The sequence below is a fragment of the Pseudonocardia sp. NPDC046786 genome (genome assembly GCF_040645415.1).
In the GTDB taxonomy this organism is placed as follows: domain Bacteria; phylum Actinomycetota; class Actinomycetes; order Mycobacteriales; family Pseudonocardiaceae; genus Pseudonocardia; species Pseudonocardia kongjuensis.
In genome coordinates, this window is sequence record NZ_JBEYYF010000015.1 from 126,903 (window position 1) to 138,726 (window position 11,824).

The 11,824-nt window shown below is 74.4% G+C and carries 12 protein-coding genes; 10 read left to right on the top strand and 2 right to left on the bottom strand.

What is annotated here, in order from left to right:
* Window positions 1–18: 18 nt before the first annotated feature.
* The 4 genes from ABZ881_RS19540 (at window position 19) to ABZ881_RS19555 (ending at window position 4,190) form a co-directional block, all read left to right on the top strand.
* Window positions 19–303 carry an HPr family phosphocarrier protein gene (locus ABZ881_RS19540; RefSeq protein ID WP_344021482.1) on the top strand — a complete coding sequence of 95 codons (285 nt, stop codon included), beginning with the start codon at window positions 19–21 and terminating at the stop codon, window positions 301–303.
* A gap of 156 nt (window positions 304–459) precedes the next feature.
* A complete protein-coding gene (gene ppc, locus ABZ881_RS19545; protein WP_358486414.1) occupies window positions 460–3,240 on the top strand; it encodes a phosphoenolpyruvate carboxylase in 2,781 nt (926 codons plus the stop codon).
* A gap of 16 nt (window positions 3,241–3,256) precedes the next feature.
* Complete coding sequence (locus tag ABZ881_RS19550; RefSeq protein WP_344021486.1) at window positions 3,257–3,466, top strand: hypothetical protein; 210 nt, start codon at window positions 3,257–3,259, stop codon at window positions 3,464–3,466.
* A gap of 4 nt (window positions 3,467–3,470) precedes the next feature.
* Window positions 3,471–4,190 (top strand): rRNA methyltransferase, encoded by a 720-nt coding sequence (locus ABZ881_RS19555; protein ID WP_358486415.1) that lies wholly within the window; start codon window positions 3,471–3,473, stop codon window positions 4,188–4,190.
* Window positions 4,191–4,197: 7 nt separating this feature from the next.
* On the opposite strand, the gene ABZ881_RS19560 is transcribed toward ABZ881_RS19555, so the two are convergent.
* A complete protein-coding gene (locus ABZ881_RS19560; protein WP_358486416.1) occupies window positions 4,198–4,899 on the bottom strand; it encodes a GntR family transcriptional regulator in 702 nt (233 codons plus the stop codon).
* 112 nt (window positions 4,900–5,011) lie between these two features.
* On the opposite strand from ABZ881_RS19560, the gene ABZ881_RS19565 reads away from it, so the two are divergent.
* From ABZ881_RS19565 to ABZ881_RS19590, 6 genes are read left to right on the top strand one after another with little or no spacing between them, the layout of a single operon-like run.
* A complete protein-coding gene (locus tag ABZ881_RS19565; RefSeq protein ID WP_344021492.1) occupies window positions 5,012–6,229 on the top strand; it encodes an NRAMP family divalent metal transporter in 1,218 nt (405 codons plus the stop codon).
* Window positions 6,226–6,990 carry a 5-oxoprolinase subunit PxpA gene (locus ABZ881_RS19570; protein WP_358486418.1) on the top strand — a complete coding sequence of 255 codons (765 nt, stop codon included), beginning with the start codon at window positions 6,226–6,228 and terminating at the stop codon, window positions 6,988–6,990. The genes ABZ881_RS19565 and ABZ881_RS19570 overlap by 4 nt, the downstream gene beginning before the upstream one ends.
* On the top strand, window positions 6,987–7,766 hold the full coding sequence (locus ABZ881_RS19575; RefSeq protein ID WP_358486420.1) for a putative hydro-lyase: 780 nt from the start codon (window positions 6,987–6,989) through the stop codon (window positions 7,764–7,766). The genes ABZ881_RS19570 and ABZ881_RS19575 overlap by 4 nt, the downstream gene beginning before the upstream one ends.
* 14 nt (window positions 7,767–7,780) lie before the next feature.
* Entirely contained in the window at window positions 7,781–9,799 is a 2,019-nt protein-coding gene (locus tag ABZ881_RS19580) for a prolyl oligopeptidase family serine peptidase (RefSeq protein ID WP_358486422.1), read from the top strand.
* Between the two features lie 11 nt (window positions 9,800–9,810).
* Window positions 9,811–10,710, top strand: a complete 900-nt coding sequence (locus ABZ881_RS19585) for an NADP-dependent oxidoreductase (RefSeq protein ID WP_358486424.1) — start codon at window positions 9,811–9,813, stop codon at window positions 10,708–10,710.
* A 60-nt stretch (window positions 10,711–10,770) separates the two neighbouring features.
* Window positions 10,771–11,133 (top strand): hypothetical protein, encoded by a 363-nt coding sequence (locus ABZ881_RS19590; protein ID WP_358486426.1) that lies wholly within the window; start codon window positions 10,771–10,773, stop codon window positions 11,131–11,133.
* On the opposite strand, the gene ABZ881_RS19595 is transcribed toward ABZ881_RS19590, so the two are convergent.
* The coding region (locus ABZ881_RS19595) for an HNH endonuclease signature motif containing protein (protein WP_358486429.1) at window positions 11,047–11,824 on the bottom strand (778 nt) is incomplete at its 5' end. The genes ABZ881_RS19590 and ABZ881_RS19595 overlap by 87 nt on opposite strands.

Here is an 11,824-nt window from a genome sequence, read left to right on the forward strand (position 1 = left end):
ACGAGAGAGGGAACCGACATGGCCGAGCGCCGCGTGAAGGTCGGATCGTCCGTGGGGCTGCACGCCCGCCCCGCCAACCTGTTCTGCTCCGCCGCGAAGCAGCAGCCCGCGAAGGTCACCATCGGCACCGCCGACGGCGAGCGCGGCCCGGTGGACGCCGCGTCCATCCTGTCCGTGATGGGCCTGGGCGTGCGGTCCGGTGAGGAGGTCGTGCTCACCTCCTCCGACGACGCCGACGGCGAGACCGCCGTCGCCGCGCTGGCCGAACTACTGGCCCGGGACCTCGACGCCACCCCGGCCTGAGACCGGCCGGAGTGTTTCCCGGCGGTTAAGACCCGGGTGTCGGGATGGCAGGCCCGTCCGGGGCGGGGGGACGATGCCGGTGATCCTCCGGCACCCGCCGGCCCCGGCCGCCACTCGGCCAGCACCCGCGGCACCCCGCGGAGAACGGAGCAGCCCGTGACCCGGACCGTGCCCGACACCGACGACGACACCGTGGGCACCGGGCCCGCACCCGACTCACTGGCCGCCCACTCCGGCGTGGTCAGCGAATCGGAGCACCGCGCGTTGCGGGCCGACATCCGGCGGCTGTCCACGATGCTCGGCCGGACCCTGTCCGACGAGGCGGGCCCCGAGGTCCTGGAGCTCGTCGAGAAGGTGCGGCACGGCGCCCGCGGTGCCACCGGCCCGGACACCGTCGCCGCCCTGCTCGACGGCATCGACACCGGCACCGCGGTGCTGCTCGCCCGGGCGTTCTCCCAGTACTTCCAGCTCGCCAACGTGGCCGAGCAGCTGCACCGCTCGCGCGAGCTGCGCGAGCTGCGCCCGCCGGACCAGCGGCCGCTGCGCACCGTGCTGCGCAGGCTCGCCGCCGAGGCCGACCCGGACGAGGTCGCCGACGTGCTGGCCCGCGCCGAGCTGCGCCCGGTGTTCACCGCGCACCCCACCGAGTCCACCCGGCAGTCGGTGCTCGGGATCCTGCGGCGGGTGGTGGACGCGCTGGACCGCGGCGCCGGCGACCACGAGCTCGCCGCGCTGGTCGACCTGCTGTGGCAGACCGACGACATCCGGCCCGGCAAGCCGATGGTGATCGACGAGGCGCGCAACATCGCCTGGTTCGCCGCCCGGCTCGGCGAGCGCACCGTGCCCGACCTGCTCGACGAGTTCTCGCACGAGGCCGCCGACGCGGGCCTGGAGGTCCCGGCCGACGCCCGCCCGCTGGTGCTGGGATCCTGGGTCGGCGGCGACCGGGACGGCAACCCGAACGTCACCCCGGCCGTCACCCGGGAGGTGCTGGAGCTCAACGCCGACCGCGCCTTGCGCATCCACGCCGAGCAGGTCGAGCAGCTCATCCAGGAGCTGTCGGTGTCCACCCGGGTGATGGGGGTCGCCGAGGAGCTGCGCGGCTCGCTGGCCCGCGACCGGCGCGCCCTGCCCGCCGTGCACGACCGGTTCATCCGGCTCAACGCGCACGAGCCGTACCGGCTCAAGCTCTCCTACGTCGCGGCCCGGCTGGAGAACACCCGCCGCCGGATCGCCACCCGGGCCGAGCACCGGCCGGGCATCGACTATCTCGGCTCGGCCGGCTACCTGGAGGACCTGCTCGTCGTCGACCGGTCGCTGCGCGGCCACCACGGCGCCCGGATCGCCGACGGCACCCTGGCCAGGGCGATCCGCTCGGCCCGGGCACTCGGCCTGCACCTGGTGGAGCTCGACGTCCGCGAGCACGCGCAGCGCCACCACGACGCGCTCGGCGCGATCTTCGACGAGCTCGGCGAGCTGGCGAAGCCCTACGCCGAGCTGACCCGCGACGAGCGCCGCGAGCTGCTCTCCCGCGAGCTGCGCAGCAAGCGCCCGCTGTTCCGCAGGCACTACGGCGTCCCGGAGGCCGCCGCCGGGGTGCTCGACCTGTTCGACACGGTGCACGCCCTGCAGCACGAGTTCGGCGACGACGTGGTGCGCACCTACATCGTGTCGATGGCACAGGACGTCGACGACCTGCTCGCCGTCGCCGTGCTCGCCCGCGAGGCCTACATGGTCGAGGTCGGCGACGATCCGCGGTCGTCGCTGGACCTGGTGCCGCTGTTCGAGACCGTCGAGGAGCTGTCGAAGGCCGGCGAGCTGCTGGAGGGGCTGCTCGCCGATCCCGGCTACCGCCAGCAGGTCCGCAACCGCGGTGACCTGCAGGAGATCATGCTGGGCTACTCCGACTCCAACAAGGGAGCCGGGATCACCGCGTCCCAGTGGCAGATCCACCGGGCCCAGCGCCAGCTGCGCGACGTCGCCGCCGAGCACGGCGTGCGGCTGCGGCTGTTCCACGGCCGCGGCGGTTCGGTCGGCCGCGGCGGCGGCCCGGCCGGGGAGGCGATCGCCTCGGCGCCGTTCGGGTCGGTGGACGCCACGATGAAGCTCACCGAGCAGGGCGAGGTCATCTCCGACAAGTACTCGCTGCCCAGCCTCGCGCACGACAACCTGGAGATCCTGCTCGCCGCCATGCTGGACGCCTCGCTGCTGCACCAGGCGTCCCGCTGGCCCGCCGACACGCTGGCCCGCTGGGACGAGGTGATGGACTGCGTCTCCACCGCGGCCACCGAGACCTACCGCAGGCTGGTCGGCGACGAGGGGCTGCCCGAGTTCTTCACCTCGGCCACCCCGGTCGACGAGCTGGGCCGGCTCAACGTCGGGTCCCGGCCGGCGAAGCGCCCGGGGAAGGGCGCCCCCACGCTGGACGACCTGCGCGCCATCCCGTGGGTGTTCGGCTGGACGCAGACCCGGATGGTCGTCCCCGGCTGGTTCGGCCTGGGCAGCGGGCTGCGCGCCGCCCGGGAGGCCGGGTACGCCGAGGACCTGGCCGGGATGCGCGAGTGGGCGTTCTTCCGGAACCTGATCGGCAACGTCGAGATGACGCTGGCCAAGACCGACCTGCGGATCGCCTCGAACTACGTCTCCACCCTGGTCGACCCGGCCCGGCAGGAACTGTTCGGGCAGATCCGCGACGAGCACGAGCTGACCCGCCGGGAGCTGCTCGCGGTGACCGGCGAGTCGCAGCTGCTGGCCCGGCATCCGGTGCTGCGGAACACCCTGTCGGTACGCAACGCCTACCTCGAACCCCTGCACCACCTGCAGGTCGAGCTGCTGGCGCAGCGCCGCGCGGCGGGCGACGAGCCGGACCCGGACCTGGAGCGGGCACTGCTGCTCACCGTGAACGGGATCGCAGCAGGCATGAAGAACACCGGATGACGGGTAGGAACAGGATGTGCGCGACCACGAGGACATCCAGAACACGCCCGGCCCGGCCCGGCCGGCGACCCGGCAGGTCGTCGCCTGGACGCTGATCCTGGCGCTGCTGCTCGCCGCGCCGCTCAGCTACCTGGCCGGCTCCGCCGGTGGCGGCCGGATGCTGGCCGTGCTGCTGGTGGTGGTGACCCTGGTCGGCGGGCTGGTACTGCTGCTGCGCCGGCGGTGACCCGGTGCAGTACAGGCATGCCGGTCCCGCCGACCACGGCGCGCTGGACGCGGTGCTGGTCTCCGCCCCCGGACGGCCGACCCTGCCGGTCCGGCTGACCGTCGAGCTGTTCGGCCGGGCCCGGTCGCACCTGGCCCGGCCGGACCGGGTCTCCGTGTGGGACCCGTGCTGCGGGGCGGGCGTCACGCTCACCGTGCTCGGCCTGCTCGCCGGCGGGATCACCGCGCTCACCGGCACCGACGCCGATCCGGCGCCGCTGGAGCTGGCCCGGCGCAACCTGGGGCTGCTCTCGGCGGGGGGCCTGGACGCCCGGGCCGCGGAGCTGGACGCGCTCGCCGCCCGGCACGGCAAGCCGGCCTACGCCGGGGCGGCCGCGCAGGCGCGGGCACTGGTCCCGATCGGGCGTCCCGCCTGGTCGGTCAGGGTGGCGGACGCGCTGGACCGGGAGCGGACCCGGGCGGCGCTACGCGACCGGGCGCCGGACGTGGTGCTGGCGGATCTGCCCCACGGCAGGCAGACCTCCTGGGCCCCGGCGGACGACGGCGCCCCGACCGGCCCCGGCGCGTTCCTGACCGCGGTGGGATCGGTGCTCGATCCGGGCGCGGTCGTGGTCGCCGTGGACCGGGGCCGCACGGTGCCGGTGCCCCCGGGCGTCCGCCCGCTGGAGCGACTGCGGATCGGGCACCGCGCGGCGGTGCTGCTGCGCGCCGGTCAGCTGCACTGATCGAGGCTCACAGCAGGGCGTAGGCCGCCAGCAGCTGGTCCCGCGCGGTCACCAGGTAGCGGGCCAGCTCGTCGGCGGCCCGCTCGGTCCGGCCGGCGGTGAGCAGCGCGGCGATCTCGCCGTTGCGGGCCAGGTACGGCTCGTGGAACTCGCGCACCTGCGGCATCCGCTGGAAGACCAGCCGCATCTCGGCCAGCAGCCGTCCCATCTCGCGTTCCAGCCGGGGGCTGCCGCCGAGTGCGACGACGTCGCGGTGGAAGTGCTGGTTCGCGTCGGCGACCCCGGTCCAGTCCTCGGCCTCGGCGGCCGCGCGGCCACGGTCGTAGGCGGCCCGGACGGCGGACAGCGCCACCGGGTCGGTGGCGAGCAGGCCGTACCGGACGGCGCCCGGCTCGATCACCAGGCGGGCCGAGTAGACGTCGCGGATGTCGTCGATCCCCGGCTGGGCGACGAACACGCCGCGGTTCGGGATCCGGACCAGCACCCGTTCGGCGACCAGCTGGGACAGCGCCTCGCGGATGGTGTTGCGGGAGACCTGCAGCGCGTCGGAGAGCGCCTGCTCGGGGAGCCGGGCGCCGACCCGCAGCCGGGCCTCGGCGACCTCGATCCGGATCCGGTCGGCGACCCGCTCGGACGCGGGCACCACGACCGTGCGGGACGCGGACAGCGAGGCCAGCGCGTCCTGCACGGAGGTGTTCACGTCACTCACGAAACCAGATCCTAACGAGGAACGCCCCCACCCGGGATTGCAGGATCGTAGGACAATCCGCCACACTCTTCCGACCTGCAGCGCTCGACGACCGCTACCCCGGGAGGCAGCGATGAGCGACGACACGGCCAGGCCGACGAGAACCGCGACCAGGACGGCCCTGTTCGGAGCGATGTTCCTGATGGCCACCAGCGCCATCGGCCCCGGGTTCATCACCCAGACCACGACCTTCACCGCCCAGCTCGGCGCGGCGTTCGCGTTCGCCATCCTGGTGTCGATCCTGGTCGACATCGCGATCCAGATGAACGTCTGGCGGGTGGTCGGCGTCTCCGGGCTGCGCGCCCACGAGCTGGCCAACAAGGTCGCGCCGGGCGCGGGCTGGTTGCTGACCGCGCTCGTCGTGGTGGGCGGGCTGGTGTTCAACATCGGCAACGTCGCGGGCGCCGGTCTCGGCCTGAACGCGATGCTCGGCCTGGAGCCGGCCATCGGCGGAGCGCTGTCCGCGCTGCTGGCGATCGGCATCTTCACGGTCCGCTGGGCCGGGATGGCGCTGGACCGGATCGTCGTCCTGCTCGGCATCCTGATGATCGGCCTGACCGCCTACGTCGCGGTCGTGTCCGGCCCACCGGTCGGCGAGGCGCTGCGGCAGACCGTGCTGCCGGACGAGATCAGCTGGCTGGCGATCACCACCCTGATCGGCGGCACCGTCGGCGGGTACATCACCTACGCGGGCGCGCACCGGATGCTCGACTCCGGCCTGTCCGGGCCGGAGAACGCCGGGCGGGTCGCGGTCAGCTCGGTGCAGGGGATCCTGATCACCGGCGTGATGCGGGTGCTGCTGTTCCTGGCGGTGCTCGGCGTCGTCACCGCCGGGGTGGACCTGACCGGCAGCGACAACCCGGCGGCGGCCGCGTTCGCCGCCGCGGCCGGCGAGATCGGGCTGCGCCTGTTCGGCGTGATCCTCTGGGCCGCCGCGATCACCTCGGTGATCGGCGCCGCCTACACCTCGGTGTCCTTCCTGACCTCGCGCAGCACCCCCGAGCGCACCACCCGGCTGCTGACCGTCGGGTTCATCGTGCTCAGCACGGCGGTCTTCCTGGTCGCCGGCGCCGCCCCGGTCACCCTGCTGATCTTCGCCGGGGCCTTCAACGGGCTGATCCTGCCGATCGGGTTCACCATCCTGCTGTGGGTCGCCTGGCGGCGGCGCGACCTGCTCGGCGGCTACCACTACCCGCGCTGGCTGCTGGCGGCCGGTTTCCTCGGCTGGCTGGTCACCCTGTTCGTCGGGTACCAGTTCGTCGCCGAGAACATCGGGAAGCTGTTCGCATGACACCGCACATCGATCTCAACGCCGATCTCGGCGAGTCCTTCGGCCAGTGGGTGCTCGGCGACGACGACGCCATGCTCGGCCTGGTCAGCTCGGCGAACGTCGCCTGCGGGTTCCACGCCGGCGATCCGTCCACGCTGCGCACGACGACCACCCGGGCCGCCGCCGCCGGCGTCACCGTCGGCGCCCAGGTGTCGTACCCGGACCTGCGCGGCTTCGGCCGCCGGTTCCTCGACATCGAGCCCGCCGCGCTCACCGACGACGTGATCTACCAGATCGGCGCGCTGGACGGGCTGTGCCGGGTCGCCGGGAGCCGGGTTCGCTACGTCAAGCCGCACGGGGCGCTCTACAACGCGACCCGCACGCACACCGGGCAGGCCCGGGCGGTCGTCGACGCGGCCCGCGCCTACGACCCGTCGCTGCCGGTGCTCGGGTTGCCCGGCTCGGAGCTGCTGGCCGAGGCGGAGCGGGCCGGGCTGCGGCCGGTGACCGAGTTCTTCGTCGACCGCGGCTACACCGCCGAGGGCGCGCTGGTGCCGCGCCGCGAGCCCGGCGCCCTGCTCGACGACGCGGGCGCCGCCGCCGAGCGGGTCGTCCGGATGCTCACCGACGGCGTGGTCCGGGCGGTCGACGGCACCGACGTCGCGGTGCGCGCCGAGTCCGCCTGTGTGCACGGCGACTCGCCCGGCGCGGTCGCGATGGCCCAGCGGGTGCGGGACGCGCTGGCCGGCGCCGGGATCGCGATCGGGGCGTTCGCCTCGTGAGCGCCGCCCTCGATCTCACACCCGCGCAGGCCCGGGAACGGTTCCGGGACGGCGTGGTCGCGAGTACCTCGGGCTGGTGCGCGGGCTGGACCCAGGCGAACCTGATCGCCGTCCCCCGCGAGTACGCCTGGGACGTGCTGCTGTTCGCCCAGCGCAACCCGAAGCCCTGCCCGGTGCTCGACGTGCTGGAGCCCGGTGACCTCGCCGGCGCCCTGTTCGACGGCGACATCCGCACCGACCTGCCGGGCTACCGGGTGTACGTCGACGGCGAGCTCACCGAGCAGCCCACCGACGTGCGCGATCACTGGCGCGACGACCTGGTCGCCTTCCTGATCGGCTGCAGCTTCACCTTCGAGAACGCGCTGCTCACCGAGGGCGTCCCGGTCCGGCACATGGCGCAGGGCAGCACCGTGCCGATGTACCGGACCACCCGGCGCTGCCGCTCGGCCGGGCGGATGTCCGGCCCGCTGGTGGTGTCGATGCGGCCGGTGCCCGCCGCGCTCGTCGACACCGCGGTGGCGGTGACCGCCCGCTATCCGGACGTGCACGGCGCCCCGGTGCACGTCGGCGACCCGGCCGCGCTCGGGATCGCCGACCTGGACCGGCCCGACCACGGCGATCCGGTGCGGATGACCGGCGACGACGTCCCGGTGTTCTGGGCGTGCGGGGTGACCCCGCAGGCCGCCGTGCTGGAGTCCCGGCTGCCGCTGGCGATCACCCACGAGCCCGGCCACATGCTGGTGACCGACGTCCGCGACGCCGACCTCCGGATCTGAGTCATGATCGGGGCATGACGAACGACCCGCACGCCTGGCTCGAGGACGTCACCGGCGAGGAGGCACTCGCGTGGGTGACCGGGCGCAACGCCCGCACCGAGCAGCGGCTGACCGCGACACCGCTGTTCGGCGAGCTGGAGTCCGGCATCCGGGAGGTGCTCGACGCCCCCGCCCGCATCCCGTTCGTCGGGCACCGCGGCGGCTACTACTACAACTTCTGGACCGACGAGCGGAACCCGCGCGGCCTGTGGCGGCGCACCACCCCCGAGCAGTACCGCACCGACTCCCCGGAGTGGGAGATCCTGCTCGACGTCGACGCGCTCAACGAGGCCGAGGGCGAGAACTGGGTCTGGCACGGCGCCCGCTTCCTGCGCCCCGGCCTGGACCGGGTGCTGATCGACCTGTCCCGGGGCGGCGCCGACGCCGACGTGACCCGCGAGTTCGACATGGTCACCCGGGACTGGGTGCCCGGCGGCTTCGAGCGGCCGGAGGCCAAGGGCGGCGCGTCCTGGCTGGACCGGGACACCCTGCTGGTCGCGACCGATCTCGGCGAGGGCACCACCACCGACTCCGGCTACCCGCGCACCGTGCGACGCTGGACCCGCGGCACCCCGCTCGCCGAGGCCGAGCTCGTCTTCGCCGGCGAGCCCGATGACCTGAGCGTGTCGGCGTACCGCGACCACACCCCCGGCTTCGAGCGGACCTTCGTGCGGCGGGCGCTGGAGTTCTACGCCGACGAGCTGTACCTGCTCGGCGACGACGGCGAGCTGCGGAAGATCGACGTGCCGGACTCGGCGATCGCCGACGTCGAACGCGAGTGGCTGCTCCTGGAGCTGCGCGAGGACTGGGCCGCCTTCCCCGCCGGGTCGCTGCTCGCCGCCCGGTTCGACGACGTCCTCGCCGGCACCCCCGGCTGGGACGTGCTGTTCGCGCCGACCGACGAGTCGTCGCTGGCCGGGTACACCTGGACCCGGCACCACCTGGTGCTCAACGTGCTGGAGAACGTCGTCAACCGGCTGTCCGTGCTCACCCCCGGCGAGGCGGGCTGGGACCGCTCGGAGTTCGCCGGCGCACCCGAGTTCGGCAGCGTCGGCGTGTCCGCGGTGGACAGCGACGAGAACGACGACGTGTGGCTCACCGTCACCGACTACCTCACCCCGGCGTCGCTGGCGATCGCCACCGTGGGCAGCCCGCCGGAGACGCTCAAGAGCGCGCCCGGCTTCTTCGACTCCTCCGGGCACGTGATCGAGCAGCACTTCGTCACCAGCGACGACGGCACCCGGGTGCCGTACTTCCTGGTCCGGCCCGCCGACCTGCCGTTCGACGGCACCGCACCGACCCTGCTCTACGGCTACGGCGGCTTCGAGATCGCGCTCACCCCCGGCTACTCCGGCGGGACCGGGCGCTCCTGGCTCGCCCGCGGCGGGGTGTACGCCGTCGCGAACATCCGCGGCGGCGGCGAGTACGGCCCGCGCTGGCACCGGGCCGCGCTGCGGGAGGACCGGCCGCGCGCCTACGAGGACATGGCGGCGGTGGCCCGCGATCTCGTCGAGCGGCGGATCACCGCGCCGTCCCGGCTCGCCGTGCAGGGCGGCAGCAACGGCGGGCTGCTGGCCGGGAACATGCTGGTCCGCTACCCGGAGCTGTTCGGCGCCGTCGTCATCCAGGTGCCGCTGCTGGACATGAAGCGCTACAGCCACCTGCTCGCCGGGGCGTCCTGGATGGCCGAGTACGGCGACCCGGACACCGACGACTGGGACTTCATCCGGACGTTCTCGCCCTACCACCTGATCGATCCCGACGCCGATTACCCGCCGGTCATCCTGCTGACCTCGACCCGCGACGACCGGGTGCACCCCGGGCACGCCCGCAAGTTCGCCGCGGCGCTGGAGGCGGCCGGCCACGACGTCACCTACTACGAGAACATCGAGGGCGGCCACGGCGGCGCCGCAGACAACGCACAGGCGGCCCGGATGGCGGCGCTGGCGTACGCGTTCCTGTGGGAGAAGCTCGGCCCGGCGACCGGCGACTAGGGTCGGAGACCATGCGCGGGTACGGGTTCGGACGGGTCGGCGGGCCGGAGCAGGAGACCTTCCTGCAGGTCGCGGAGCCGGCGCCCGGACCGGACGAGCTGCTGGTGCAGGTCCGCGCCGCCGGGGTGAATCCCGGCGACTGGCGGGTCCGCAACGGCTCCTACGGCACGACGGGACCCGCGGTGCTCGGCCGGGAGGTCGCCGGCACCGTGCTGGCGCTCGGCGAGGGCGTCACCGGGTTCGCCGTCGGGGACGAGGTGTTCGGCGGCTGCCCCGGCATGCTGGGCGGCTGGGCGCCGCGCGCCCGCACCATCGCGTCGTTCTCGGCGCACCGGCCCGACGGGGTCTCCCCCGAGCAGGCCGCCGTGCTGCCGGTCGCCGCCGGGACCGCGCTCGACACGCTGCGCAGCCTGGACCTGCGGCCGGGTGCGACGCTGCTGGTGAACGGTGCGGGCGGCGGCGTCGGGCTCCCGCTGGTCCAGCTGGCCCGGTTGCAGGGGCTGCACGTCGTCGGGACGGCGAGCCCCGGCAAGCACGACCTGCTGACCCGGCTCGGCGCGACCCCGGTCGGGTACGGCGACGGGGTGGTGGACCGGATCCGGGCCGCCGCACCCGGCGGGATCGACGGCGCGCTGGACCTCGTCGGCGGGGACGCGCTGCGCACCGTCGCGCCGCTGGTCCCGATCGGGGCGCTGTACTCGGTCGCCGACAAGCCGACCGTCGCCGAGCTCGGCGGCCGGGCCGTGGAACGCGACCGCGGTCCCGCGGTGCTCGCCGAACTGGCCCGGCTGGTCGCCGCGGGCGAGCTCGATCCGCTGGTGCAGCAGACCCGCCCGCTGGACGAGGCGGGTGCGGCGCTGGCCGCCGTCGAGTCCGGGCACGCCACCGGGAAGATCGTGCTCCTGCCCTGAACCGTGCGGCCGGACGTGGCGGGCCGATGACTTCCCGGGGACCGGCAGGTCGATCCCGGCATGAGAACACCGACCCTGCCCCGCGCGGCGATCGACCGCGCGGTGTCCGCCGAGCGCGACCCGCTGATGGACCTGGTGATCCACGCGCAGGACATCGTCCGCCCGCTCGGCCGGGTGCACGAGTCGCCGCCCGAGGTGGTCGCCGCGTGCCTGGCGCACGTCGCGACCAACCGATTCATGGGTGGTCCGGCCCGGCTGCGGGGCGTGCGGGTGGTGTCGGCCGATTCCGGATGGACCCTCGGAGACGGCGCGGAGCTGCGGGGGCCCGACCCGGAGCTACTGCTCGTCGCCGCGGGACGACCGGCCGGGCTCGCCGGGCTGAGCGGGCCGGGTGTCGGGGTGGTCGCGCCGCGACTGGCCTGACGGGTGCAGCGGTTCCGTCCGGTGCAGGTAGGTGTGCCCGGTCGGGGTGGTGGTGCGGGTGCCCTCGGCGGTCGGCTCGACCCACCACCCGGGCTGCTCGCGCAGCTGGTTGTGCAGCTCGCAGACCGCGCGACCGTTGTCGAAACCGGTCGGGCCACCATCGGCGGCCCGCACCACGTGATCGATGTGCCGGGCCGGAGCGTCGCAGTAGGGAGCGGTGCACCGGTGCCGGTCCCGGGCCCGGATCAGATCCGCCAGCCCGGCCGGGAAACACCGCGCCCGGGAGTCACCACCGATCACCGTGCCCCGCACCGTCAACAGCCGCCGCAACAGTCTGCGCCCGCGCGCCCGGGCCAGGAACCCGACCGGGATCGGCCCGAACCCCGCGACCTCGGCGGGCAGCGGGCTGTCCTCGTCGAGCAACGCCTCCAGCGGCACGACGACCTGCACCTGCACGTCGACGTGCTCGGCGGTGACCCGCCCGGTCACCCGCTCCACGAACGTGTCGGCCATGACCTGCCCGCGGCTGCGGGTCAGCGGCTCCGGGGCGACCTGGACCGCGTCGAACGCCCGGCGCAGCGCCGCATAGCAGGCCACCCCCTGCTCCACCGGCAGGTGCGCCCGCAGATCGACCATCCCGTCCGGGGCCTGCCGCAGGGTGACCCGCCGCCCCGCCCGCGCGGCCAGGCAG